The 23,637-nt window shown below is 59.7% G+C and carries 18 protein-coding genes, 2 tRNA genes and 2 rRNA genes; 17 read left to right on the top strand and 5 right to left on the bottom strand.

What is annotated here, in order from left to right; translation table 11 throughout:
• The first annotated feature begins 31 nt into the window (after positions 1-31).
• From ACORQT_RS23540 to ACORQT_RS23525, 4 genes are all read left to right on the top strand, one after another.
• Positions 32-2,938, top strand: a 23S ribosomal RNA gene (locus ACORQT_RS23540).
• Between the two features lie 99 nt (positions 2,939-3,037).
• A 5S ribosomal RNA gene (gene rrf / locus ACORQT_RS23535) occupies positions 3,038-3,153 on the top strand.
• A gap of 94 nt (positions 3,154-3,247) precedes the next feature.
• A tRNA-Asp gene (locus ACORQT_RS23530) sits at positions 3,248-3,324 on the top strand.
• A gap of 51 nt (positions 3,325-3,375) precedes the next feature.
• A tRNA-Trp gene (locus ACORQT_RS23525) sits at positions 3,376-3,451 on the top strand.
• Between the two features lie 269 nt (positions 3,452-3,720).
• Here the strand turns inward: ACORQT_RS23525 and hdfR are convergent.
• A complete protein-coding gene (hdfR, locus tag ACORQT_RS23520) occupies positions 3,721-4,548 on the bottom strand; it encodes an HTH-type transcriptional regulator HdfR (protein ID WP_033645382.1) in 828 nt (275 codons plus the stop codon).
• 119 nt (positions 4,549-4,667) lie between these two features.
• Here hdfR and ACORQT_RS23515 point away from each other — a divergent pair, with 119 nt between their 5' ends.
• Positions 4,668-5,006: a DUF413 domain-containing protein gene (locus ACORQT_RS23515; RefSeq protein WP_004929946.1), complete on the top strand. Its 339-nt coding sequence runs from the start codon at positions 4,668-4,670 to the stop codon at positions 5,004-5,006.
• A 28-nt stretch (positions 5,007-5,034) separates the two neighbouring features.
• Here ACORQT_RS23515 and ACORQT_RS23510 read toward each other — a convergent pair whose 3' ends face one another.
• Complete coding sequence (locus ACORQT_RS23510; protein WP_089192418.1) at positions 5,035-6,558, bottom strand: YifB family Mg chelatase-like AAA ATPase; 1,524 nt, start codon at positions 6,556-6,558, stop codon at positions 5,035-5,037.
• Between the two features lie 341 nt (positions 6,559-6,899).
• Here ACORQT_RS23510 and ACORQT_RS23505 point away from each other — a divergent pair, with 341 nt between their 5' ends.
• The 9 genes from ACORQT_RS23505 (at position 6,900) to ACORQT_RS23465 (ending at position 16,175) form a co-directional block, all read left to right on the top strand.
• The gene (locus ACORQT_RS23505) at positions 6,900-8,132 is read left to right on the top strand and encodes an MFS transporter (protein ID WP_033645380.1); all 1,233 of its coding nucleotides are present in this window, start codon (positions 6,900-6,902) and stop codon (positions 8,130-8,132) included.
• Positions 8,133-8,265: 133 nt separating this feature from the next.
• Positions 8,266-8,364 (top strand): ilv operon leader peptide, encoded by a 99-nt coding sequence (gene ilvL, locus ACORQT_RS23500; RefSeq protein WP_013814970.1) that lies wholly within the window; start codon positions 8,266-8,268, stop codon positions 8,362-8,364.
• A gap of 142 nt (positions 8,365-8,506) precedes the next feature.
• Positions 8,507-10,153, top strand: coding sequence for an acetolactate synthase 2 catalytic subunit (gene ilvG / locus ACORQT_RS23495; protein ID WP_089192419.1), 1,647 nt, complete (start codon positions 8,507-8,509; stop codon positions 10,151-10,153).
• On the top strand, positions 10,150-10,407 hold the full coding sequence (ilvM, locus tag ACORQT_RS23490; RefSeq protein ID WP_004929955.1) for an acetolactate synthase 2 small subunit: 258 nt from the start codon (positions 10,150-10,152) through the stop codon (positions 10,405-10,407). The genes ilvG and ilvM overlap by 4 nt, the downstream gene beginning before the upstream one ends.
• Before the next feature lie 23 nt (positions 10,408-10,430).
• Complete coding sequence (locus ACORQT_RS23485) at positions 10,431-11,357, top strand: branched-chain amino acid transaminase (protein WP_164058033.1); 927 nt, start codon at positions 10,431-10,433, stop codon at positions 11,355-11,357.
• A 107-nt stretch (positions 11,358-11,464) separates the two neighbouring features.
• Entirely contained in the window at positions 11,465-13,315 is a 1,851-nt protein-coding gene (gene ilvD, locus ACORQT_RS23480) for a dihydroxy-acid dehydratase (protein ID WP_444859293.1), read from the top strand.
• A 5-nt stretch (positions 13,316-13,320) separates the two neighbouring features.
• On the top strand, positions 13,321-14,865 hold the full coding sequence (ilvA, locus tag ACORQT_RS23475; protein ID WP_164058032.1) for a threonine ammonia-lyase, biosynthetic: 1,545 nt from the start codon (positions 13,321-13,323) through the stop codon (positions 14,863-14,865).
• 53 nt (positions 14,866-14,918) lie between these two features.
• Entirely contained in the window at positions 14,919-15,452 is a 534-nt protein-coding gene (locus ACORQT_RS23470) for a hypothetical protein (RefSeq protein WP_046687959.1), read from the top strand.
• 21 nt (positions 15,453-15,473) lie between these two features.
• Complete coding sequence (locus ACORQT_RS23465; protein WP_069100090.1) at positions 15,474-16,175, top strand: DUF2461 domain-containing protein; 702 nt, start codon at positions 15,474-15,476, stop codon at positions 16,173-16,175.
• A 10-nt stretch (positions 16,176-16,185) separates the two neighbouring features.
• Here ACORQT_RS23465 and ilvY read toward each other — a convergent pair whose 3' ends face one another.
• The gene (gene ilvY / locus ACORQT_RS23460; RefSeq protein WP_004929971.1) at positions 16,186-17,076 is read right to left on the bottom strand and encodes an HTH-type transcriptional activator IlvY; all 891 of its coding nucleotides are present in this window, start codon (positions 17,074-17,076) and stop codon (positions 16,186-16,188) included.
• 168 nt (positions 17,077-17,244) lie between these two features.
• On the opposite strand from ilvY, the gene ilvC reads away from it, so the two are divergent.
• Positions 17,245-18,720, top strand: a complete 1,476-nt coding sequence (ilvC, locus tag ACORQT_RS23455; RefSeq protein WP_033636408.1) for a ketol-acid reductoisomerase — start codon at positions 17,245-17,247, stop codon at positions 18,718-18,720.
• Positions 18,721-18,774: 54 nt separating this feature from the next.
• Here ilvC and ACORQT_RS23450 read toward each other — a convergent pair whose 3' ends face one another.
• Positions 18,775-19,710, bottom strand: coding sequence for a sugar kinase (locus ACORQT_RS23450; RefSeq protein ID WP_444859292.1), 936 nt, complete (start codon positions 19,708-19,710; stop codon positions 18,775-18,777).
• Between the two features lie 236 nt (positions 19,711-19,946).
• Between ACORQT_RS23450 and pdeH the strand changes: the two genes are divergently transcribed.
• Entirely contained in the window at positions 19,947-20,738 is a 792-nt protein-coding gene (gene pdeH, locus ACORQT_RS23445) for a cyclic-guanylate-specific phosphodiesterase (protein ID WP_042785549.1), read from the top strand.
• A gap of 91 nt (positions 20,739-20,829) precedes the next feature.
• Complete coding sequence (locus ACORQT_RS23440) at positions 20,830-22,869, top strand: AsmA family protein (RefSeq protein WP_164058030.1); 2,040 nt, start codon at positions 20,830-20,832, stop codon at positions 22,867-22,869.
• Here the strand turns inward: ACORQT_RS23440 and ACORQT_RS23435 are convergent, their stop codons facing one another.
• Positions 22,870-23,637, bottom strand: a complete 768-nt coding sequence (locus tag ACORQT_RS23435) for a CDP-diacylglycerol diphosphatase (protein ID WP_164058029.1) — start codon at positions 23,635-23,637, stop codon at positions 22,870-22,872.

The following is a 23,637-nucleotide window of genomic DNA, read 5'->3' as shown; positions in this document are numbered from 1 at the left end:
CGCGAACGATGGAAACATCTTCGGGTTGTGAGGTTAAGTGACTAAGCGTACACGGTGGATGCCTAGGCAGTCAGAGGCGATGAAGGGCGTGCTAATCTGCGAAAAGCGTCGGTAAGGTGATATGAACCGTTACAACCGGCGATACCCGAATGGGGAAACCCAGTGTGTTTCGACACACTATCATGTCATGAATACATAGTGGCATGAGGCGAACCGGGGGAACTGAAACATCTAAGTACCCCGAGGAAAAGAAATCAACCGAGATTCCCCCAGTAGCGGCGAGCGAACGGGGAGGAGCCCAGAACCTGAATCGGCTTGTGTGTTAGTGGAAGCGTCTGGAAAGTCGCGCAGCAAAGGGTGATAGCCCCGTACACTAAAATGCACAGGTCGTGAGTTCGATGAGTAGGGCGGGACACGTGACATCCTGTCTGAATATGGGGGGACCATCCTCTAAGGCTAAATACTAATAGTTAACCGATAGTGAACTAGTACCGTGAGGGAAAGATGAAAAAAACCCCGGTTAGGGGAGTGAAATAGAACCTGAAACCGTATACGTACAAGCAGTAGGAGCATTTAATAATGTAACTGCGTACCTTTTGTATAATGGGTCAGCGACTTATTTTTTTTAGCAAGCTTAACCGTATAGGGGAGCCGTAGGGAAACCGAGTCTTAACTGGGCGATTAGTTGCAAGGTATAGACCCGAAACCCGGTGATCTAGCCATGGGCAGGTTGAAGGTTGGGTAACACTAACTGGAGGACCGAACCGACTAATGTTGAAAAATTATCAGATGATTTGTGGATAGGGGTGAAAGGCTAATCAAGCTCGGAGATAGCTGGTTCTCCTCGAAAGCTATTTAGGTAGCGCCTCGTGAATTCATCTTCGGGGGTAGAGCACTGTTTCGGCTAGGGGGCCATCCCGGCTTACCAAACCGATGCAAACTCCGAATACCGAAGAATGTTATCACGGGAGACACACGGCGGGTGCTAACGTCCGTCGTGAAGAGGGAAACAACCCAGACCGCCAGCTAAGGTCCCAAAGTCATGGTTAAGTGGGAAACGATGTGGGAAGGCATAGACAGCCAGGATGTTGGCTTAGAAGCAGCCATCCTTTAAAGAAAGCGTAATAGCTCACTGGTCGAGTCAACTTGCGCGGAAGATGTAACGGGGCTAAACTATGTACCGAAGCTGCGGCAGCGACGCTTAGGCGTTGTTGGGTAGGGGAGCGTTCTGTAAGCCGTTGAAGGTGGCCTGTGAGGGTTGCTGGAGGTATCAGAAGTGCGAATGCTGACATAAGTAACGATAAAGCGGGTGAAAAGCCCGCTCGCCGGAAGACCAAGGGTTCCTGTCCAACGTTAATCGGGGCAGGGTGAGTCGACCCCTAAGGCGAGGCTGAAAAGCGTAGTCGATGGGAAACAGGTTAATATTCCTGTACTTGGTGTTACTGCGAAGGGGGGACGGAGAAGGCTAGGCTGGCCGGGCGACGGTTGTCCCGGTTTAAGCGTGTAGGGGGTGTGACCTGGTAAATCCGGTTGCATATCAACCCTGAGGCGTGATGACGATGCACTACGGTGCAGAAGTAGTTGATGCCCTGCTTCCAGGAAAATCCTCTAAGCTCCAGGTAACATTAAATCGTACCCCAAACCGACACAGGTGGTCAGGTAGAGAATACCAAGGCGCTTGAGAGAACTCGGGTGAAGGAACTAGGCAAAATGGTGCCGTAACTTCGGGAGAAGGCACGCTGGCATGTAGGTGAAGTCCCTCGCGGATGGAGCTGAAGCCAGTCGAAGATACCAGCTGGCTGCAACTGTTTATTAAAAACACAGCACTCTGCTAACGTGTAAACGGACGTATAGGGTGTGACGCCTGCCCGGTGCTGGAAGGTTAATTGATGGGGTCAGCCGCAAGGCGAAGCTCTTGATCGAAGCCCCAGTAAACGGCGGCCGTAACTATAACGGTCCTAAGGTAGCGAAATTCCTTGTCGGGTAAGTTCCGACCTGCACGAATGGCGTAATGATGGCCAGGCTGTCTCCACCCGAGACTCAGTGAAATTGAATTTGCTGTGAAGATGCAGTGTACCCGCGGCAAGACGGAAAGACCCCGTGAACCTTTACTATAGCTTGACACTGAACATTGAGCCTTGATGTGTAGGATAGGTGGGAGGCTTTGAAGCGTGGACGCCAGTCTGCGTGGAGCCATCCTTGAAATACCACCCTTTAATGTTTGATGTTCTAACTCGGCCCCGTGATCCGGGGTGAGGACAGTGTCTGGTGGGTAGTTTGACTGGGGCGGTCTCCTCCTAAAAAGTAACGGAGGAGTACGAAGGTTAGCTAATCACGGTCGGACATCGTGAGGTTAGTGCAAAGGCATAAGCTAGCTTGACTGCGAGCGTGATAACGCGAGCAGATGCGAAAGCAGGTCTTAGTGATCCGGTGGTTCTGTATGGAAGGGCCATCGCTCAACGAATAAAAGGTACTCCGGGGATAACAGGCTAATACTGCCCAAGAGTCCATATCGACGGCAGTGTTTGGCACCTCGATGTCGGCTCATCACATCCTGGGGCTGGAGTTGGTCCCAAGGGTATGGCTGTTCGCCATTTAAAGTGGTACGCGAGCTGGGTTTAGAACGTCGTGAGACAGTTCGGTCCCTATCTGCCGTGGGCGTTGGAAGATTGAGAGGGGTTGCTCCTAGTACGAGAGGAGCGGAGTGAACACACCACTGATGTTCGGGTTATCATGCCAATGGTATTGCCCGGTAGCTAAGTGCGGAAAAGATAAGCGCTGAAAGCATCTAAGCGCGAAACTTGCCTCAAGATGAGTCTTCCCTGGGCCTTCAAGGCCCCTGAAGGAACGTTTAAGACTAAGACGTTGATAGGCTGGGTGTGTAAGTGCAGCGATGCATTGAGCTAACCAGTACTAATGATCCGTGAGGCTTAACCTTACAACACCGAAGGTGTTTTTAGAGAGATTTTCAGCGACGTTCCGAGATTGGTTCTGATGGCTTCATGGAAGTGAAGCGGTTGGAATGAAACAGAATTTGCCTGGCGGCAATAGCGCGGTGGTCCCACCTGACCCCATGCCGAACTCAGAAGTGAAACGCCGTAGCGCCGATGGTAGTGTGGGGTCTCCCCATGCGAGAGTAGGACACTGCCAGGCATCAAATAAACGTTATCAGTGTGACGACTGGTAATGCGCAAGTCGCAAAGCGCGATATTGCCGGTATCGAAAGATACAACGTAAAAGAATCGGTGGAGCGGTAGTTCAGTTGGTTAGAATACCTGCCTGTCACGCAGGGGGTCGCGGGTTCGAGCCCCGTCCGTTCCGCCACTTATTTAATTATGCCTGCTTTTTTAGCAGGCATAATGTTAAGCGAGATTTAGGGGCGTAGCTCAGTTGGTAGAGCAACGGTCTCCAAAACCGGGTGTCGCGAGTTCGAGTCTCTCCGCCCCTGCCATATTAAGAACCCTTTGCGAAAGCAAAGGGTTTTTTTTTACCTATTATCCCTTCCCTTAGAGCATTCCCGCTTTGGAAAAGAGCGCATTGGCTGCTCTATGCTGATGTCTATCTGATCCGAGTTGCCTTATGATCTTTCGATCTTTACCTCCGCCGACCTCCTGATTCTCCTACCATTTTGCATTTTCTTCTCTCAGAAGGCGATGGGCGGTTTTTGGCATGATAGACAGCCATGACCACGGCGGCGGCTTTTAAGGCCGCCATAGCGCTTTAGGCTGCGGTATTTAAAGGTATTTTAAGTAATTGCCGAATCAAAGGCTGTTGATCGCTGTTTTGCAACCAGACGGCATACAGTGGGCGGACAATCGGCGGGATCTCGGCGGCGGCAAGCAACTGCGGATACTCTTTTTCCCACTGGCTGGGCAGGAAAGCGCATCCGCCTGTGGTTTCCAGCAACTGACGCGTCAGGTGTGCCGAGGTGGTCGTGAGTACCGGCACGTTATCACCTTCCAACATGCGGTTTTCCTGTTGGTGGAAGTCGGCCCCCCATTCCAGCTTGATGTACGGCATGGGGGATTGCTTGTCACGACGCGCGGATGAGAACAGGCGTAATGAGAAATTGCCCAGTTGCTGGCTGGCCAGTTCGTCCATCTTTGGCGGCTCAGTGGTGATCAGTAAATCGAGCTGCCTTTCATGCAGTTGCTTTACCAAAGAGTGCCTTAAGGCCACCCTGGCTTCGAGCTGCAGCGCCTCTCTTTGTTGATAGAGAGACTGCAACCAGGGGGTCAAATAAGCCTCCCACAACGAGGCAGTCGCGCCGATCGACAGCTCGGTATGTTGCAGTGAACGCACGACCTCTTTCTTCGCCAACTGCCAGGTGTTCATCAGGCTTTCGGCATAGGGCAGAAGCCGCTCGCCGGCAGGCGTCAGGCGGATGTTATTGCGATGACGGGTAAATAAATTTGCGCCCAACTGGTTTTCTAACTGACGGATGCGGAAACTGACCGCGGACTGCGTTAAGTACAAAGATTCTGCGGCTCTGCCAAAGTGACGCGTTCTACTGACCTCCAAAAAGGTTTTCAGTAATTCGGTATCCACACCTATCTCCAAAAAAATTTGTCGTTAAGATTTAAATGTTTTGTTTTACACGCTGTCAAGCCTATCTAATACTCCGCGCCATAAACAGCACGGCCATAAGAGAATTAGGAGCGTGTCAGATGGCGGATAGCTTCACCACGACCAATCGTTTTTTTGATAATAAACATTACCCTCGCGGGTTCTCCCGTCACGGCGATTTCACCATTAAAGAGGCGCAATTGCTAGAGCGCTTCGGCTACGCGTTTAACGAGCTGGACTCGGGCAAACGCCAGCCGGCCACTGAAGAAGAACAGCTGTTCGTCGCAGTGTGCCGCGGTGAGCGCGAAGCGGCTACCGAGCAGGAAAAAGTATGGGCTAAATATCTGGCGCGCACACGTCGCCCGAAGAAATTCCATACGCTGTCCGGCGGTAAGCCGCAGGCTGACGCAGTAGAAGATTACAGCGACAGCGAAGACTAAAGACGATGGGGCCTTCGGGCTCCATTTTCTATTCCAGACTACGATGCAGTTGTAACAGCAGACGGTCCATACTGCGATAGCTCAGCGCTTCGCTGAGGTGGCGCCTGCCGATCTCGGCATCCCCCGCCAAATCCGCCAGCGTGCGCGCCACTTTCAAGATGCGCTGCCAGGCGCGGACCGATAACCCCAACGCGTTTAATGTCGCTTCCAAAAACTCGGCGTCTGCCGCCTGCAACACGCAATCCCGTTCCACTTCACGGTTGTTTAACAGCGCGTTGATTTTACCGGCGCGTTCGAGCTGCCGGGTGCGTGCCTGTCGCACTCTTTCCCGCACCTGCTCGCTGCTTTCTCCCTGAGTTTGCCGCTTACTGAGCGTGCCTGGAGGTAACAGCGGCACTTCGATAGACAGATCGAAACGATCGAGAAAAGGCCCTGACAGCCGGGCCAGGTAGCGCAGCACCTGCTGCGGCGAGGCGCGATTATGCATGCCCTGGTAATGCCCGGTTGGGCTGGGATTCATCGCCGCGATCAATTGCACCTTGGCCGGGAAGCAGACCTTGGCGTTGGCACGTGAAATCACGATCTCGCCGGATTCCAGCGGTTCACGCAGCGCATCCAGCACCTTACGCTCGAATTCCGGCAGCTCATCCAGAAACAGCACGCCGTTATGCGCCATAGATATCTCACCCGGGCGCGGCAGTGAGCCGCCGCCGACCAACGCCGCCATCGATGCGCTGTGATGCGGTGCGCGAAATGGCCTCTGGCGCCATGGCAAAGCGGTGAGAACAGGATGCTGCAAGCTGGCGACCGCCAGGCTTTCCAGCGCCTCAGGTTCCGTTAGCGGCGGCAGTAAGCCAGTCAGTCGGCTGGCCAGCATGGTTTTACCGGTGCCCGGCGGCCCAATCAGCAGCAGGTTATGCCCGCCGGCGGCGGCGATCTCTAATGCCCGCTTGGCCTGCTCTTGGCCGATGATGTCGCGCAGATCGGCGTTTTCATGCGGGTTGTCTGCCGCGGGAGGCGTGACGGCCACCGGCAGCTCGCCCTGACCGAGCAAAAAGGCACAGACCTCCAACAGGTGTTGGGCAGTATGGGATTGTGACTGCGCGATCAGGCCGACCTCGGCGGCGTTGTCCGTGGAGAGGACCAATTGTCGCCCGGCGTCAGCCGCCGCCAGCGCCGCCGGGATGGCGCCTCTGACCGCGCGCAGCGCGCCGGACAGCGCCAGTTCGCCAAGAAACTCGTAGCGTGCCAACGGGGCGAGGGGCAGTTGCTCGGAGGCGGCGAGGATCGCCAGCGCAATCGGCAGATCGTAGCGCCCGCCTTCTTTCGGCAGATCGGCCGGTGCCAAATTGACGGTGATGCGGCGGGCGGGAAAGGTGAAACCGTTGTTGATCAGGGCGCTGCGCACCCGATCGCGCGCCTCTTTTACCGTGGTTTCCGGCAGGCCAACCAGCGTCAGGCCGGGCAGGCCATTGCTGATATGCACCTCTACCGTTACGGAAGGGGCCTGAACGCCGATGATGGCGCGGCTATAGATTACCGCCAGTGACATATCGCTCTCCTTGCTGAGAGCGGCATGATGCGCGATTTATCCAGGTGCCGCGCGGCGTTCTTGGCATTTTTTCCATGAAACTCGCAGCATAATCACTGATTTTCATCGAATTGAACGAAATTGTGCGAACCGCCTCGCAGCCTATGGCAATACCCATTAACAATTTGCTGAAGCCTGCAACACATTAGCGGCCTGTACGCATTGCAGCCATAGGCTTGATGGGTGTATTTAACAATTGATTAAAAGAAAAATCACTTCTTTAACACACTCCGACCGCCGCCGCAGTCTGCCCGGCAGCCGCTAAATCTCCTGACTTCGTACTCTACGGTAGGGATAACACTATGTTTGGTTGGACCCCGCTGCAACGCAATGCGGCAATCGCCAGTTTTTCAAGCTGGACGCTCGACGCTTTCGATTTTTTCGTGCTGGTATTCTTACTCAGCGACATCGCACAATCCTTTCACGTCGGCCTGGAACAGGTCACGTTGGCGATTCTGCTCACGCTGGCGGTGCGGCCGATCGGCGCGCTGATCTTCGGGCGCGCTGCGGAAAAATATGGCCGCAAACCGATCCTGATGCTGAATATCGTCTTCTTCTCGGTGTTTGAGCTGCTCTCCGCCGCCGCGCCCTCGCTGACGGTCTTCTTGCTGTTACGAGTGTTGTACGGCGTTGCGATGGGCGGTATCTGGGGCGTGGCGTCATCATTGGCGATGGAAACCATACCGGACCGCTCGCGCGGCTTGATGTCGGGCATTTTCCAGGCCGGCTATCCGTTCGGTTATCTGCTGGCGGCGGTGGTGTACGGCCTGCTGTTCGAAACGGTCGGCTGGCGCGGCATGTTCGTCATCGGCGCGGCGCCGATCCTGCTGCTGCCGTTTATTTATTATTGCGTGCAGGAGTCGCCGGTGTGGCTGGCGGCGCGTGAACGTAAAGAAAGCAGCGCCTTGCTGCCGGTGTTGAAGAGCCACTGGAAGCTGTGCTGCTATCTGGTGCTGCTGATGGCGGCGTTCAATTTCTTCTCTCACGGCACGCAGGATCTGTATCCGGTATTTCTGAAAGTTCAGCACGGTTTCGATCCGAAAACCGTCAGTATCATCGCCATTAGCTACAATATCGCGTCAATTATCGGCGGCGTTTTCTTCGGTTCGTTATCGGAAAAAATCGGCCGCAAAAAAGCGATTATCATCGCCGCATTGTTGGCGTTACCGGTGATCCCGCTGTGGGCGTTTTCCAGCGGTTCGCTGATGCTCGGGATCGGCGCTTTCCTGATGCAATTCATGGTGCAGGGCGCCTGGGGCGTGGTGCCGACCTACCTGACCGAGCTGGTACCGGCCAATACCCGCGCGGTGCTGCCGGGGTTCGTGTATCAGCTGGGCAACCTGATCGCTTCGGTCAACGCCACGCTGCAAGCCACCCTCGCCGAGCATCATGGGCATAATTACGGCCTGGCGATGGCCATGGTTGCCGGGACGGTGGCGGTGGCGATCGCTCTGTTGGTGTTCTTCGGCAAGGATACGCGCGGCAAGGCCATCACCGGCGCGGTGAAAAATCCAGGTATGCGCGCCAACGTGTGAAATCCGGGCGATTCGCGTGAGGTATGACCAGATTGCGCCGAATAATAACGCAAAAAAAGTGTTGTCATGTCGCGCGCGGCTGTGGTACCTCTGTAAGCATTAGTTCTGAATGAGCACAGTGAACAAACCCATTATGAAAGCCTTTGCCCAAGTGATTAGCCTAGTCGTGATTAGCGTGGTGGTGATTATTATCCCACCGTGCGGGGCTGCACTTGGACGAAGAAAGGCTTAGCAAACAAGCCGGAATCGCAAGAGAACCCCCGCACCGTCAGGTCCGGGGGTTTTTTATTGGCAAGAGAAAAGTGGAGCAAGGGGCAGAGCATGAAAAACAGAACAAAATCCTGCGGTTGTCGAAGTAAGGCGAGGAAATAACTATGAATGGCGCTCAGTGGGTAGTTCAAGCGTTGCGTGCGCAGGGTGTGGATACCGTATTCGGCTATCCGGGCGGGGCAATCATGCCGGTGTATGATGCGCTGTACGACGGCGGCGTGGAACACCTGCTGTGCCGCCATGAACAGGGCGCCGCCATGGCCGCCATCGGTTACGCCCGCGCCACCGGCAAAGTCGGTGTCTGTATCGCCACTTCCGGTCCCGGCGCCACCAACCTGATCACCGGGTTGGCGGATGCGCTGCTCGATTCCGTTCCCGTTGTCGCCATCACCGGTCAGGTGGGGTCCGCGCTGATCGGCACCGATGCCTTTCAGGAGATCGATGTTCTCGGCCTGTCTCTGGCCTGCACCAAGCACAGCTTCCTGGTGGAATCGCTGGATGCCTTGCCGGGCATCATGGCGGAAGCTTTCGCCATCGCCGCCGGCGGCCGTCCTGGTCCGGTGCTGATCGATATCCCGAAAGACATCCAGCTGGCGCAAGGCGACCTGCATCCGCATTTGATGCCGGTCGATGAAGCGCCGGCATTACCGACGGCGGCGTTGGCCGAGGCGGCTGAGCTGCTGGCGCAGGCGCATAAACCGATGCTGTACGTTGGCGGCGGCGTGGGCATGGCGCAGGCGGTGCCGGCGCTGCGCGAGTTCATCGCGGTGACCCGCATGCCGAACGTCGCCACCCTGAAGGGGCTGGGCGCGCCGGATGCGCAAGATCCGCTGTACCTTGGCATGTTGGGCATGCACGGCACCAAGGCCGCTAACCTGGCAGTACAGGAGTGCGATCTGCTGATCGCCGTCGGCGCGCGTTTCGATGACCGCGTGACCGGCAAGCTGAATGCCTTCGCGCCGCACGCCAAAGTGATCCACATGGATATCGACCCGGCGGAGATGAGCAAGCTGCGCCAGGCGCATGTGGCCCTGCAGGGCGATCTGAAAGCGTTGCTGTCGGCGTTGCAGCGCCCGCTGAACATCGCCGCCTGGCGGCAACGGGTGACGGCGCTGAAAGCCGATCACGCCTGCCGCTACGATCATCCCGGCCAGCCGATTTACGCGCCGCTGTTCTTGCGCCAGCTCTCCGCCCGCAAGCCGGCCAACAGCGTGGTGACCACCGACGTCGGCCAGCACCAGATGTGGAGCGCGCAGCACATGACGTTCGAACGCCCGGAGAATTTCATCACCTCCAGCGGCCTCGGCACCATGGGGTTCGGCGTGCCGGCGGCGGTCGGGGCCCAGATCGCGCGTCCGCAAGATACGGTGATCTGCGTCTCGGGCGATGGCTCCTTCATGATGAACGTGCAAGAACTGGGCACCATTAAGCGCAAACAGCTGCCGCTGAAGATCGTGCTGCTGGACAACCAGCGCCTCGGAATGGTGCGCCAATGGCAGCAGCTGTTCTTCGACGGCCGCTACAGCGAAACCAACCTGTCCGATAATCCCGACTTCCTGATGCTGGCCGCCGCCTTCGGCATTCCCGGCCAGCGCATCAGCCGCAAGGATCAGGTGGAGAGCGCGCTCGAGGCGCTGTTCAACACCGAAGGCCCTTATCTGCTGCAGGTCTCTATCGACGAACTCGAAAACGTCTGGCCGCTGGTGCCGCCGGGCGCCGGCAACGAAACCATGTTGGAGGAAATATCATGATGCAGCATCAACTCTCGATCCAGGCGCGTTTTCGCCCCGAAATGTTAGAGCGCGTATTGCGGGTCGTGCGTCATCGCGGCTTTCAGGTTTGTGCTATGAATATGGTTTCCCCGGCCAACGCCGACAGCATCAATATCGAATTGACCGTTGCCAGCCCGCGTCCGGTCGCCCTGTTGTCATCTCAATTAAGCAAACTGATGGACGTCTCCTGCGTCGAGATCCAGCAGCCAACATCACAACAAATACGCGCCTGAGGCGCCGAGAAGGATAAATAACAATGACAAAGAAAGCCGATTACATTTGGTTCAATGGTGAGATGGTTCCTTGGGCCGAGGCCAAAGTGCACGTGATGTCGCACGCGTTGCATTACGGCACGTCGGTATTTGAAGGCGTACGCTGCTATGACTCGCACTTGGGGCCGGTGGTATTCCGTCATCGCGAGCATATGCAGCGCCTGCACGATTCGGCGAAAATCTACCGCATGCCGGTGTTGCAAAGCGTCGACGAGCTGATGGAAGCCTGCCGCGCTACGCTGCGCAAGAATAACCTGGTCAGCGCGTACATTCGTCCGCTGGTGTTCGTCGGCGATGTCGGCATGGGCGTCAACCCGCCGGCCGGTTATAAAACGGACGTGATTATCGCGGCGTTTCCTTGGGGCGCTTATTTGGGTGAAGAAGCGCTGGATCAAGGCATCGATGCGATGGTCTCCTCCTGGCACCGCGTCGCACCAAACACGATCCCCACTGCGGCCAAGGCCGGCGGCAACTATCTTTCCTCCCTGCTGGTGGGCAGCGAAGCGCGCCGCCACGGCTATCAGGAAGGCATCGCGCTCGACGTGCACGGCTACATTTCCGAAGGGGCGGGCGAGAACCTGTTTGAAGTGAAAGACGGCGTGCTCTATACCCCGCCGTTCACCTCGTCGGCGCTGCCGGGCATCACCCGCGACGCGATCATTAAGCTGGCGAAAGACATGGGCTTCGAGGTGCGCGAGCAGGTGCTGTCGCGCGAATCGCTGTACCTGGCCGACGAAGTGTTCATGTCCGGCACCGCGGCGGAAATCACGCCGGTGCGCAGCGTGGACGGCATTCAGGTCGGTATCGGCAAATGCGGCCCGGTGACCAAACAGATCCAACAGGCGTTCTTCGGCCTGTTCAGCGGCAAGACCGAAGACAAATACGGGTGGCTGGATCCGGTAAACCCGTAACGACAAGGCTCGCCGCGCAGCGTGGCGGACGACAAGACAGACAAGATAAGAAATATCCAGGCGGTTCGTTCGCCGCCTGCCATAAATACATTTGGAGTGAAAAGAGCATGCCTAAGTACCGTTCCGCCACCACCACCCACGGCCGCAATATGGCGGGTGCCCGCGCATTGTGGCGCGCGACCGGGATGACCGACGCCGATTTCGGCAAGCCGATCATCGCCGTGGTCAACTCCTTTACCCAGTTCGTGCCGGGCCACGTGCATCTGCGCGATCTGGGCAAACTGGTCGCCGAACAGATCGAGGCTTCAGGCGGCGTGGCCAAAGAGTTCAACACCATCGCGGTGGATGACGGCATCGCCATGGGCCACGGCGGCATGCTCTATTCCCTGCCGTCGCGCGAGCTGATCGCCGACTCGGTCGAATACATGGTGAACGCCCACTGCGCCGACGCAATGGTGTGCATCTCCAACTGCGACAAAATCACCCCGGGCATGCTGATGGCGGCGTTGCGCCTGAACATCCCGGTGATCTTCGTTTCCGGCGGCCCGATGGAAGCCGGCAAAACCAAACTCTCCAACCAGATCATCAAGCTGGATCTGGTGGACGCGATGATCCAGGGCGCGAACCCGAACGTCAGCGACGCCGACAGCGAGCAGATCGAGCGTTCCGCCTGCCCGACCTGCGGTTCCTGCTCCGGCATGTTCACCGCCAACTCGATGAACTGCCTGACCGAAGCGCTGGGCCTGTCGCAGCCGGGCAACGGTTCGCTGCTGGCCACCCACGCCGATCGCAAGGAACTGTTCCTCAACGCCGGCAAGCGCATCGTCGAGCTGACCAAACGTTATTACGAGCAGGATGACGAAAGCGCGCTGCCGCGCAATATCGCCAACAAGGCGGCGTTCGAAAACGCCATGACGCTGGATATCGCCATGGGCGGTTCGACCAACACCGTGCTGCACCTGTTGGCTTCGGCGCAGGAAGGCGAGGTGGACTTCACCATGGAAGACATCGATCGCCTGTCGCGAAAAGTGCCGCACCTGTGCAAGGTGGCGCCGAGCACGCAGAAATATCTCATGGAAGACGTACACCGCGCCGGCGGCGTGATCGGCATCCTCGGCGAGTTGGATCGCGCCGGCTTGCTGAACCGCGAGGTGAACAACGTATTGGGGCTGACCCTGCCGCAGACGCTGGAAGCCTACGACGTGATGCTGACCCGCGACGAAAGCGTCAAGAAAATGTACTCCGCCGGGCCGGCCGGTATCCGCACCACGCAGGCATTCTCCCAGGATTGCCGTTGGGATTCGCTGGACACCGACCGCAAGGAAGGTTGCATCCGCACCCGTGAGCACGCTTACAGTCAGGACGGCGGATTGGCGGTGCTGTACGGCAACCTGGCGGAAAACGGCTGCATCGTCAAAACCGCCGGCGTCGACAAGGAAATCCTCACCTTTCGCGGCCCGGCCAAAGTGTATGAAAGCCAGGACGACGCGGTAGAAGCGATCCTCGGCGGCAAAGTGGTAGCGGGCGACGTAGTGGTGATTCGCTACGAAGGGCCGAAAGGCGGGCCGGGCATGCAGGAAATGCTTTACCCAACCACCTACCTGAAATCGATGGGGCTGGGCAAGGCGTGCGCGCTGATCACCGACGGGCGTTTCTCCGGCGGCACCTCCGGGTTGTCCATCGGCCACGCTTCGCCGGAAGCGGCTAACGGCGGCCTGATCGCCCTGGTGCAGGACGGCGACATGATCGCGATCGACATTCCTCATCGCGGCATCCAGCTGGATGTCAGCGAGCAGGAGTTGGCGGCGCGGCATGAGGCGGAACTGGCGCGCGGCGACGCGGCCTGGACGCCGAAAAATCGTGAACGTCAGGTGTCCTTCGCGCTGCGCGCCTACGCCTCGTTGGCCACCAGCGCCGACAAAGGCGCGGTGCGCGACAAGAGCAAACTGGGGGGATAAGCAGCATGGCGGTCTCTCAACCCCTACCCAGCGCCCCCTGCGGCGCGGAATATCTGCGAGCGGTATTGCGCTCGCCGGTTTACGAGGTGGCGCAAGTCACCCCGTTGCAGGTCATGAGCAAAATCTCTTCGCGTCTCGGCAACACCATTTTGGTGAAGCGCGAAGATCGCCAGCCGGTGCACAGCTTCAAGCTGCGCGGGGCCTATGCGATGATCGCCGGGCTGGACGAAGAGCAGAAGGCGCGCGGCGTCGTGACGGCTTCAGCCGGCAACCACGCGCAGGGCGTCGCCTTCTCCGGTAAACGGCTGGGGATCAAAACGCTGATCGTGATGCCGGTGTCCACCGCGGACATCAAGGTGGATGCGGTGCGCGGCTTCGGCGGTGAAGTGTTGCTGCACGGCGCCAATTTCGACGAGGCAAAAGCGAAGGCGATCGAGCTTTCCCAACAGCAGGGCATGACCTTTGTGCCGCCGTTCGATCACCCGACGGTGATCGCCGGGCAGGGCACGCTGGCGATGGAGCTGCTGCAGCAAGACGCGCATCTGGATCGGGTTTTCGTGCCGGTCGGCGGCGGCGGCCTGGCCGCCGGGGTGGCGGTGCTGATCAAACAGCTGATGCCGCAGATCAAAGTGATCGGCGTCGAAGCGGAAGACTCCGCCTGCCTGCGCGCGGCGCTGGATGCCGGCCATCCAGTGGATCTGGCGCGCGTCGGGCTGTTCGCCGAAGGCGTGGCGGTGAAGCGCATCGGCGACGAAACCTTCCGCCTGTGCCGTGAGTATCTGGACGACGTGATCACCGTGGACAGCGACGCCATCTGCGCGGCGGTCAAAGATCTGTTCGAGGACGTGCGCGCCATTGCCGAGCCTTCCGGCGCGCTGGCTTTGGCGGGGCTGAAAAAGTACGTCCAGCAGCACAACATTCAGGGTGAGCGTCTCGCGCACGTGCTGTCCGGCGCCAATCTCAACTTCCACGGGCTGCGCTACGTTTCCGAGCGTTGTGAACTGGGCGAACAGCGCGAAGCGCTGCTGGCGGTGACCATTCCGGAACAGCAGGGCAGCTTCCTCAAGTTCTGCCAACTGCTGGGCGGGCGCTCGGTGACCGAATTCAACTACCGCTACGCCGATGCCGACAACGCCTGCATTTTCGTCGGCGTGCGGCTGACGCGCGGCCACGCCGAACGGCGGGAGATCATCGACGAACTCAACGCCGACGGTTATCAGGTGGTGGATCTGTCGGACGACGAGATGGCTAAACTGCACGTGCGCTACATGGTGGGCGGGCGTCCGTCGAAGCCGCTGCGCGAACGGCTGTACAGCTTTGAGTTTCCGGAGTCGCCGGGCGCGCTGCTGAAGTTCCTGCAGACGCTGGGCACGCACTGGAACATCTCGCTGTTCCACTATCGCAGCCACGGCACCGACTTCGGCCGGGTGCTGGCGGCCTTCGAACTGGCGCAAAGCGAGCCGGAATTCGAGCGGCACCTGCAGGCGCTGGGCTACGATTGCCACGACGAAACCGACAACCCGGCGTTCCGCTTCTTTTTGCAGGGGTGAGTCCGGTGGGTTTATCCGACCGGTTGTCCCGTTTAGCGGTAGAAGGCCGGGAAATGGAAAGCCAAATCGCGGCGCGCGATCGTGCGCTTTTCGCCGGCGTGGATGCGCAGCTCGAGCAGCATTTCCTGACGCCGGGCCAGCGGCTGTCACCACCGGGCGTCGGCAACGTCATGCTGCTGATGGTGTGCCTGATGCTGGGCCTGGCGGGCGTGATGGGTCTGGTCACGGATGTGGCGGCCGCCTGGAGCGGCAAGACCTCCGCCGCCGTGTTGATGGGCAGCGGCGCGATCGTGGCGGTGTGGATGACGCTGATCCTGTTCCAACTGGTGCAGGGTAAAAACAGTGGGGTGGTATTGCTGCAATATTACCTTGGCATGCTCGGTCTGTGTTGCCTCGGCGGCGCGGCGGCGTGGGCGGCGGGCATGACCGGCATCGCCACCGGCGCCCTGCTGCTGGGGGGCGCGGTTGGCGGGGCGCTGTTCAGCAACCGGGCGGCGTTCTACCTGTATGTCGCCTATTTCCGCACGCGTCGGCGCGTGTTTATCAAACGCCGTTGGCAGAGGGAAGATCTGCGCAATACCCGATAAACCGTCAGAACGGAAAAACTTATGACGCAACCTTTCTCCGGCTTTAGCCAGCAGGGTCTGAATTTCCTGCAGCAGGTGCGGATCGAGAACGATAAGGCGTGGTTCGACGGCAACCGCGACATCTACGATCGCGAGCTGCTGGCGCCGTTTCGCGCGCTGGTGGAGCAGCTTGCTCCCGGCATGCTGGCGATCGATCCGCAGTTCGAGACTCGCCCGGCGATCGGCAAAACGCTGTCGCGCATTCATCGCGATACACGGTTTTCTCACGACAAGTCGCGCTACCGCAGCCGCATGTGGCTGACGTTCAAGCGCCCGAGCAAAGACTGGAAAGATGCGCCGGTCTACTTTTTCGAACTGGGGCCGGACATGCTGCGCTATGGGCTCGGTTACTACAGCGCCAACAAGCCGACCATGGATCTGTTCCGCCATACGCTGAAACAGCGGCCGCAGCCTTTCCTGGAGGTGGCCGCCTGTTGCCGGCCGCCGTTCGAGCTGGTGGGCGAGAGCTACAAGCGTCCGCTGGTCAAGGAGCAGGCGGCGGAGATCGCCACCTGGTACAACCGCAAATCGTTCGCGGTGATGGTCAGCGACAGCGCGGTGGAAAAGCTGTTCAACGCCGATCTGGCGCCGCTGCTGGCCGGGGCATTTTTGCAGCTTGAGCCGCTCTATCACTGGCTGATGCAGGTGGAGGCGATGAAACAGGTCGATCCGGCCGACCTGTAAAAACCCCGCGTCAGCGGGGATGCAGCAATCGCCAAAAGGCGTCGATCAGCGGATCGCTGAGGCGTTTTTTCTGGACGCAGACCCCCAACTCGAACGGTTCGACCATCGAGATGTTATCCAACTGCGAGATGCGGTTGCGCACCGGTTCCGGGCTATTGTCCACCACTACGCTCGGGATCAGCGCGATGCCGCAGCCCAGGGCCACCATCGACACGATGGCTTCGTGGCCGCCGACGGTGGCGTAAATCAGCGGATTGCTGATGCGGTGACGGCGGAACCACAGTTCGATGCGTTTTCGCGAAGGGCCGTGCTCCGGCAAGATGAAGGGGATCTCGGCCCAGTCGGGCTTGTCGGCGAACGCCTGGCTGCGCACCGCGCAGGGCAGCGCCGGCGCGATCAGCACCAGCGGAATTTCGCCGATTTTGGTGAACGCCACGCTGGCGGGCAGCGTTTCCGGCCGGCCGGCGATGCCGAGATCGGCCTCGTTGGACTGCACCTTGTCGACCGCGTCGGCGGCGTCGCCGGTGGTCAGCTTGATCTCTACCAGCGGGTGCTGCGCGCGGAAGCGGTCGAGGATCGGCGGCAGGTGGCTGTACGCGGCGGTCACCGAGCAGAACAGCCGCAGTTCGCCGCTCAGCGAAGGGCCGTGCTGGCCGAGCGAGTGCTTCAGCTGCTGATATTGCAGCAGCGTTTGCTGGGCGAATTCTTTCAGCTGTTCGCCGGCGTCGGTGAGCTGCACGGTGCGGTTATCGCGCAGGAACAGCGGCTGCCCGAGGATCTCTTCCAGCCGCTGGATCTGGCGGGAGAGCGTCGACGGGCTGACGTGCATCGCCTTGGCGGTGCGCCCGAAGTGATGGCTTTCGGCCAGATGCAGGAACAGCTTTAAATCACGTAAATCCATATCGATACGCTCGCAGTGAGAGTGTTGCAAAAATTGCAATATCACGTTCTCAATATATCAATTTAAGCAACGCATTTCCTGTTATACATTGAGTTTAACGAATCTCCGCACAGACAGGGCGGGGAATGAAAATAACAATGCAAGACAACATCAAACCGGAGTACCACCATGGCTAACTATTTCAACACATTGAACCTGCGTCAGCAGTTGGCGCAATTGGGTAAATGCCGCTTTATGGCGCGCGACGAATTTGCTGACGAAGCCGGCTACCTGAAAGGTAAAAAAGTGGTGATTGTCGGCTGTGGCGCCCAGGGGCTGAACCAGGGTCTGAACATGCGCGATTCCGGTCTGGATGTCGCCTATGCCCTGCGCAAAGAAGCGATCGACGAGAAGCGCGCTTCCTGGCGCAAGGCGACCGAAAACGGCTTCAAGGTCGGCACCTACGAAGACCTGATCCCGCAGGCGGATCTGGTAGTCAACCTGACGCCGGACAAGCAGCACTCTTCCGTGGTGCGCGCGGTGCAGCCGCTGATGAAAGACGGCGCGGCGCTGGGTTACTCCCACGGCTTCAACATCGTTGAAGTGGGTGAGCAGGTGCGTAAAGACATCACCGTGGTGATGGTTGCGCCGAAATGCCCGGGCACCGAAGTGCGTGAAGAGTACAAGCGCGGCTTCGGCGTGCCGACCCTGATTGCGGTTCACCCGGAAAACGATCCGAAAGGCGAAGGCATGGCGATCGCCAAGGCTTGGGCGGCGGCGACCGGCGGCCACCGCGCCGGCGTGCTGGAGTCTTCCTTCGTCGCCGAAGTGAAATCCGATTTGATGGGCGAGCAGACCATTCTGTGCGGCATGCTGCAGGCGGGTTCGCTGCTGTGCTTCGACAAGCTGGTTGCTGAGGGCACCGATCCGGCTTACGCCGAGAAACTGATTCAGTTCGGCTGGGAAACCATCACCGAAGCGCTGAAGCAGGGCGGCATCACCCTGATGATGGATCGCCTGTCCAACCCGGCCAAGCTGCGCGCCTATGCGCTGTCCGAACAGCTGAAAACCATCATGGCGCCGCTGTTCCAGAAGCACATGGACGACATCATCTCCGGCGCGTTCTCCAGCGGCATGATGGCCGACTGGGCGGAAGACGACGTGAAACTGCTGACCTGGCGCGAAGAGACCGGCAAAACCGCATTCGAGAATGCACCGCAGTTTGAAGGCAAAATCAGCGAGCAAGAGTACTTCGATCACGGCGTGCTGATGGTGGCGATGGTGAAAGCGGGCGTAGAGCTGGCGTTCGAAACCATGGTCGATGCCGGCATCATCGAAGAGTCGGCTTACTACGAGTCGCTGCACGAGCTGCCGCTGATCGCCAACACCATTGCGCGTAAGCGTCTGTATGAAATGAACGTGGTCATCTCCGATACCGCAGAGTACGGCAACTACCTGTTCGCCAACGCGGCGGTGCCGCTGCTGAAGGACTTCATGACCACCCTGCAGGCGGGCGATTTGGGCAAAGCTGTGGCGGGTACGGCGGTGGACAATGCGCAGCTGCGCGACGTGAACGAAGCGGTGCGCAGCCACCCTATCGAAACCGTCGGCCGTAAACTGCGCGGCTACATGACCGATATGAAACGCATCGCCGTCGCGGGCTGATTTTCCGCAAGGCAAAGCACAAAGAGAAAGAGCCGGCAGCGATGCCGGCTTTTTTTATGCCTCCGGCATCATTGCGGCGGGAATGATGGCGCCGCGATGCTGGATCACCGTAGCGGCCAGCAGATGGCCGCGCTGCGCCGCCCGTTGGGCGCTGCCGCCGTTCAGGCGGGCCGCCAGGTAACCGGCGCTGAAAGAATCGCCCGCTGCGGTGGTGTCGACGACACGCTCTGGCGGCAGCGCGATCGCCGGCACCTCAAGTTTCTCCCCTGCCATACTGAACACCAGGCAGGCGTGCGCGCCGCGTTTGATGACGATCTCGCCGACGCCGAGCGCCTGCGTGCGAGCTACCGCCTGTTCGATAGGCTGCGCTCCCCACAGCAACTCTTCGTCATCCAGCGTCAGAAAAGCGATGTCGGTACAGGCCAGCACCTCGCGGTAGGCCTGCTGCGTTTCCTCACGGCTTTGCCACAGGCGCGGACGGTAATTGTTGTCGAAGATCACCTTGCCGCCGTTGGCGCGACAGCGGCGCAGCAGCGCCAGCAGTTTCATGCGATCGGCAGGCGCGAGGATCGCCAGGCTAATGCCGCTGAGGTACAAGTAATCGAACTGCGCCAGCCGTTCGCACAGTGCGTCGGCCTGCGGTCCCGCAAGCCAATACCGGGCGGCGGCGTCATTGCGCCAGTAGGAGAAAGTACGTTCGCCGGCGGCGTCGGTTTCGATGAGGTACAGGCCCGGCAGCTTGTTGTCGAATTGCTGAATCAACCCGGTCTCGATCTTCTCCTGCCGCCAGGCCTGCAGCATGTCGCCGCTGAAACTGTCGGTGCCGAGTGCGGTGACATAATGCACCCGTAGCGTCTGTTCCGGCATTTGGCGGGCGAGGTAGACGGCGGTGTTGAGGGTATCGCCGCCAAAGCCGCGCGTCAGCTGTGCGCCCTGCTGCGACAGCTCGATCATGCATTCGCCGATCACGGCGAGATTTCGGATAGTCATCGTCAATAAGCCCTGGCTAAAGAAGAAGCAATAGCCGCCAGTCTCCACGCAAGGCGGTCAGGGAGTCAATAAATTAAAACGGCGTTTTAATTTTTTATGATCGCGATCGGCGAACGCGGGCAGGACGGAGGAGAAATGGGCGGCAATTCGGCTTAAAGTTTTACGCCGCGTTGCCGATAAGCTGGGTAAAGAAACAGCGGCAGCGCTCTCATTTCCCCGCCACGGCGATAGTACCGATGATAACCAATCTGATCTCTGGTCTGCTGGCGCCTTGTTTTGCCCTCTATGCCTGCGCCAAATCGCGGCGCTACTGGCGGCAATGCCGGCGCTTGTATACCTTCCAGCCGATTTATCGCACCAGCGGCGCGCTGCTGGCGGTGGAACTGCTGACGGCGGTGTATCACCCGAATGAGCCGGACAAGCGGCAATCCCCGGAGCATTATTTTTCCTCGCTCGGCGTCGCCCAGCGTTTGCAGGTGATCCAGGAACAGCTGGCGCTGTTGCAGCGCTGGCAGGCATTGTTCATTCGTCACGCGGTGATGGTGTCGGTCAATATCGACGGCATCGCGCTGCAAGCGTTGCAGCGCCATAGCGCGTTGCAACGGCAGATCGCCGAGATGCCCTATCTGCGCTTCGAGCTGGTGGAGCACGCCGAAACGGCGTCAAACCGCCCGCTGCAGCAGATCGTCGGCGGCGAGCGGCTGTGGCTGGACGATTTCGGCAGCGGGCTGGCCAACTTCTCCGCCGTCGGCGCCTGGCGTTATCAATACATCAAGGTGGCGCGCGAATTGTTTACCTTGCTCAAACAGTCGGAAGAGGGCGTCCAGCTGCTCGGCACCCTGATCAAGATGATGAACCAGCACAGCGACGGGGTGATCGTCGAGGGCGTGGAAACCGAACAAGAGTGGCGGCTGGTGCAGCGTTCCGGCGCGTTGGCCGCTCAGGGCTACTACCTTTCCCGCCCGGCGTGCTTTGAAACTCTGCACAGCGTGCCGACGCTGTTCGCCGCGCCCGGCGCGCCGGCGTGAACTCCGGCCTATCCTCAGCTAGGCTTAAACGGGGCTGCTAACTCCTTTTCCTTTCATTCGGCAGCCCGATTTATGCGCTGAGGGAGCCGCTATGACAAGAACAGGAAAGGTTTTCAGCTGGCTGGGCGGCATTGTGCTGCTGCTGATCGTCGCGCTGGCGATCTTCATTGCTACCTTCGACTGGAATCGACTCAAGCCCACCATCAACGACAAAGTGTCGGCCGAACTGCGGCGACCGTTCGCCATTCGCGGCGATCTGGGCGTCGACTGGTCGCGCAATCCGGATGAGGGCGGCTGGCGCGCCTGGGTGCCCTGGCCGCATATTCACGCCGAAGACGTGTGGCTGGGTAACCCGAAAAACATGCCCGGCGACAGCATGGTGACGCTGCAGCGCGTCGACGCCAGCATTGCGCCGCTGGCGCTGCTGGGTAAAGAGCTGCTGATCCCGCGCATCTGGCTGAAGCAGCCGAATGCTTCGTTGCAACGTCTGGCCAACGGCGACAACAACTGGACGTTTGACCTGGCCGCCGGCCAGGATCCCAAACAGCCGCCTTCCGACTGGTCGTTCACCGTTCACGACATCGTATTCGACAAGGGGCAGATCGCCTTTAAAGACGCCACGCTGAAGGCGGATTTCCGCGCCGTCGTCGATCCGCTCGGCAAGCCGTTGCCGTTCAGTGAAGTGATCGGCAAACAGGGCGGCGACAAGGCCGCGACCCCCGATTACGTTTTCGGCTGGCAGGTGAAGGGCAAATATAACGGCGAACCGTTGAGCGGCAGCGGCAAGATTGGCGGCATGCTGTCGCTGCAGAGCGCCGATTTGCCGTTCCCGCTGCAGGCCGATGTGCGCTCCGGCAGCACCCGGGTGGTGGTCGCGGGCACCTTGTCCGATCCGCTGAACCTCGGCGGCCTGGATGTACAGCTGAAATTTTCCGGTGAAAGCCTGAGCAACCTCTATGGCCTGACCGGCGTGTTGTTGCCGAATACCCCGCCGTATGCGACCGATGGCCATCTGACCGCCCGTCTGCATCAGCCGGGCGGCGCGGTGTTTGAGTACCAGAAATTCGACGGAAAAATCGGCGACAGCGACATTCACGGCAGCTTGAAGTACGTTGCCGGTAAACCGCGGCCCACGCTGAGCGGCGCGGTGAACTCCCGGCAGCTGAGGTTGGCGGATCTGGCGCCGCTGATCGGCGCCGACTCCAACGCCGCCAAAGCCGGGCGCGGCGAGAAAAGCCGTCAGCCTGCGGATAAGGTGCTGCCGGTCGAACAGTTCGATACGCAAAGCTGGAGCAAGATGGATGCGGACGTGAAGTTTGCCGCCGCGCGCATTGAACGCGGCAGCGATTTGCCGCTGAGCGATCTGGCCACGCACCTGAAGCTGAACAATGGCGAACTGCGCCTGGATCCGCTGCGCTTCGGCATGGCGGGCGGCAGCCTGAACGCCGTCGTGCGCCTCGACGGCGGCAAAAAGCCGATGCGCGGGCAGGTGGATATGCATGCACGCAAACTTCAGCTTAAACAGCTGTTGCCGAACGTGGAGGCGATGAAGCGCAGCCTCGGGCAGATGAACGGCGACGCCAGGCTGACGGGCAGCGGCAATTCGGTGGCCGAGCTGCTGGCGACCAGCAACGGCGATCTGCGCCTACTGATCAATAACGGGGTGATCAGCCGTAGCCTGATGGAGATCCTCGGTCTGAACGTCGGTAACTATCTGGTGGCACAGCTGTTCGGTGACGACGTGGTGGGCATCAACTGCGCGGCGGCGGACGTCGGCATTCGCAGCGGCGTCGCCGCACCGCGACTGTTCGTGTTCGACACCGAAAACGCGGTGATCAACATCACCGGCAACACCAACCTCGCCACCGAACGGCTGGATTTGTCCATCGATCCGGAAAGCAAGGGCATGCGCGTGCTGACCCTGCGATCGCCGCTGTACGTGAAAGGCACCTTCAAGCATCCGGACGCCGGGGTCAAAGCCGGGCCGCTGATCGCGCGCGGCGCGGCGGCGGTGGCGTTGGGGGCGGTGCTGACGCCGGCGGCGGCGCTGCTGGCGCTGGTCTCGCCCAGTGAAGGCGGCGAGGAGAACCAGTGCGGGCAGATCCTGCGGGAGATGAAAGGCAAAAAATAGTCAGGCGCGCGGCGGCGGCGTGAGCAGCCGGCAGTCGTGATCCTGGATCTCTTCCGCCGAGGCCAGGGTGAACGGCAGCAGGCTGCGCTCGGTTGCCAGCAGCAGGAAATCCCCGTCCGGCAGCGCGGTCATCGCCAGGCCGAAGCTGCCCATGCGCCCGTCGGCGCGCGGCAGGCCGGAGGCCAGCAGGTGGAAGGCGCCCTGTTGTTCCAGTTCGGCGGGGGTCACCCGCCGCCCCAGATAGTCATGCCCCAACAGGCCGCCGGGCAGCGGTTGCCATTGCTCGATGAAATGGGGGCCGATCTGCGCCAGCCGCTGTTTTACCGCCGGCAGCAGGCAGGAGATATGAATGTGCAGCTGGTTTTGCGTGCGGCCATATTCCGAATTGATCGCCAGTGAAATATCGCCGTCGTCGATCGGTTTGCCATAGCGTTCCGCCATCACGTGGCGCGCGCGCCAGGCCTGGGCGAAGAAATTCGGCGTGGCGGCGTCCAGCACTGCCGGGCTTTCGATACCGGTGATTTTGGCGCTGGGCATCAGCAGGTATTGCAGCGGCCCGTTGCGATCTTTAAACACCACGAAACCGGCCTGCACATCCACCTGCGCGCAGGGCGCCGGGTTGTCATGCGCCTGCTGATTGGGCAGACATTGCTGGCTGACGATGCGCCACAGCGCATCGGGATGGTCGGGTTTCAACCCGTAATAGAGCGCGATGGCGAGAGCCGCCAGCAGCGCCACGCAGACAAATACCCCACGACGCAGAGACAT

This window comes from Serratia sp. (in: enterobacteria) (genome assembly GCF_052400455.1).
Classification (GTDB): Bacteria; Pseudomonadota; Gammaproteobacteria; order Enterobacterales; family Enterobacteriaceae; genus Serratia; species Serratia ureilytica.
This window is presented reverse-complemented; position numbering and strand designations above follow the sequence as displayed.

What these genes read in the sequence shown, in the direction of transcription:
- ilvC (WP_033636408.1), top strand. Translation starts at nt 17,245, where the DNA reads ATGGCTAACTATTTCAACACATTGAACCTGCGTCAGCAGTTGGCGCAA.
- ACORQT_RS23450 (WP_444859292.1), bottom strand. Translation starts at nt 19,710, where the DNA reads ATGACTATCCGAAATCTCGCCGTGATCGGCGAATGCATGATCGAGCTG.
- ACORQT_RS23440 (WP_164058030.1), top strand. Translation starts at nt 20,830, where the DNA reads ATGACAAGAACAGGAAAGGTTTTCAGCTGGCTGGGCGGCATTGTGCTG.
- ilvL (WP_013814970.1), top strand. Translation starts at nt 8,266, where the DNA reads ATGAAAGCCTTTGCCCAAGTGATTAGCCTAGTCGTGATTAGCGTGGTG.
- ACORQT_RS23470 (WP_046687959.1), top strand. Translation starts at nt 14,919, where the DNA reads ATGGAAAGCCAAATCGCGGCGCGCGATCGTGCGCTTTTCGCCGGCGTG.
- ACORQT_RS23485 (WP_164058033.1), top strand. Translation starts at nt 10,431, where the DNA reads ATGACAAAGAAAGCCGATTACATTTGGTTCAATGGTGAGATGGTTCCT.
- ilvY (WP_004929971.1), bottom strand. Translation starts at nt 17,076, where the DNA reads ATGGATTTACGTGATTTAAAGCTGTTCCTGCATCTGGCCGAAAGCCAT.
- ACORQT_RS23505 (WP_033645380.1), top strand. Translation starts at nt 6,900, where the DNA reads ATGTTTGGTTGGACCCCGCTGCAACGCAATGCGGCAATCGCCAGTTTT.
- ilvD (WP_444859293.1), top strand. Translation starts at nt 11,465, where the DNA reads ATGCCTAAGTACCGTTCCGCCACCACCACCCACGGCCGCAATATGGCG.
- ACORQT_RS23435 (WP_164058029.1), bottom strand. Translation starts at nt 23,637, where the DNA reads ATGTCTCTGCGTCGTGGGGTATTTGTCTGCGTGGCGCTGCTGGCGGCT.
- ACORQT_RS23465 (WP_069100090.1), top strand. Translation starts at nt 15,474, where the DNA reads ATGACGCAACCTTTCTCCGGCTTTAGCCAGCAGGGTCTGAATTTCCTG.
- pdeH (WP_042785549.1), top strand. Translation starts at nt 19,947, where the DNA reads ATGATAACCAATCTGATCTCTGGTCTGCTGGCGCCTTGTTTTGCCCTC.
- ilvM (WP_004929955.1), top strand. Translation starts at nt 10,150, where the DNA reads ATGATGCAGCATCAACTCTCGATCCAGGCGCGTTTTCGCCCCGAAATG.
- ilvG (WP_089192419.1), top strand. Translation starts at nt 8,507, where the DNA reads ATGAATGGCGCTCAGTGGGTAGTTCAAGCGTTGCGTGCGCAGGGTGTG.
- ilvA (WP_164058032.1), top strand. Translation starts at nt 13,321, where the DNA reads ATGGCGGTCTCTCAACCCCTACCCAGCGCCCCCTGCGGCGCGGAATAT.
- ACORQT_RS23510 (WP_089192418.1), bottom strand. Translation starts at nt 6,558, where the DNA reads ATGTCACTGGCGGTAATCTATAGCCGCGCCATCATCGGCGTTCAGGCC.
- ACORQT_RS23515 (WP_004929946.1), top strand. Translation starts at nt 4,668, where the DNA reads ATGGCGGATAGCTTCACCACGACCAATCGTTTTTTTGATAATAAACAT.